At 64.2% G+C, this 797-nt stretch carries 1 protein-coding gene; it reads left to right on the top strand.

Features of this window, described 5'->3' with window-relative positions:
- The first annotated feature begins 281 nt into the window (after nucleotides 1-281).
- Nucleotides 282-698, top strand: coding sequence for a hypothetical protein (locus tag ABB28_RS17155; RefSeq protein WP_152983505.1), 417 nt, complete (start codon nucleotides 282-284; stop codon nucleotides 696-698).
- Nucleotides 699-797: the final 99 nt, after the last annotated feature.

The following is a 797-nucleotide window of genomic DNA, read 5'->3' as shown; positions in this document are numbered from 1 at the left end:
GTCTTCGCCCATCTTGAATTCCTGCAGGCGCAGGCCGACCAGCGTCAGCGACAACGCGTAGCCACTGCCGGAAGCATGGCGGGCCTGCAGGATTCCTGGTCCGCAGCGAAGTCCTGATCCGCACTGGTGAAGCCGCACCTGACCCAGCGGTGGCGTCTGCCCTTGGCGCTGCACGCAGGATTACGGCCGTTACCTTGCATGGCCACGTCCGCTGTCCTGGAATCAGGTGGCCGGGCCTGCCGGCGAGGGAGAAACCAATGGCTTGTTTGAACAAGACGACGATGACGATCCTGCTTGCCGGTGCGATGCTGGCGATGACCCAGGGCGCGAGGGCAGACGACGAACTGATCACCAGCACCAGAACGGTCGTGGTGGACGCACGATCTGCGGACGGCGCTGCCACGCGAGCCTGGATCAAACGGCATTCGCCCGGGTTCCCTCCGCGGCTTCAGGCGGAGCAGCTTGAAATAAGCAGGACGGTGGTTTTCGGGCCGGACAGCATGCAACGCGCGCCGGGAGACAGCCCGCCCGTTCCCCTTCCGGCAAGCGGTAAACCAGGCGACGTGATCAGCGTCAGCAGCCAGCGCAATGGTGGTCTGGAAACCTGGACCTACAAATGGCGGGCTGGCTCGAAGGGCGGTGGCAGCTGGAGCCTGATCGGCTACACCTTCAAGTACTTCGATGAGCAGGAGCGCTGACACCAGCGCGCCTTCCTCAGCCTGGGGCGAATGCCTGCCGCAGGCTGCGCAGTGAGTCCTGGCGGCAGCTGGTCGCACAGTCTTCGCCCATCTTGAATT

The sequence above is a fragment of the Stenotrophomonas chelatiphaga genome, assembly GCF_001431535.1.
Classification (GTDB): domain Bacteria; phylum Pseudomonadota; class Gammaproteobacteria; order Xanthomonadales; family Xanthomonadaceae; genus Stenotrophomonas; species Stenotrophomonas chelatiphaga.
Note: the sequence above shows the minus strand (reverse complement) of the source record. Positions and strands in the feature narration are given on the sequence as shown.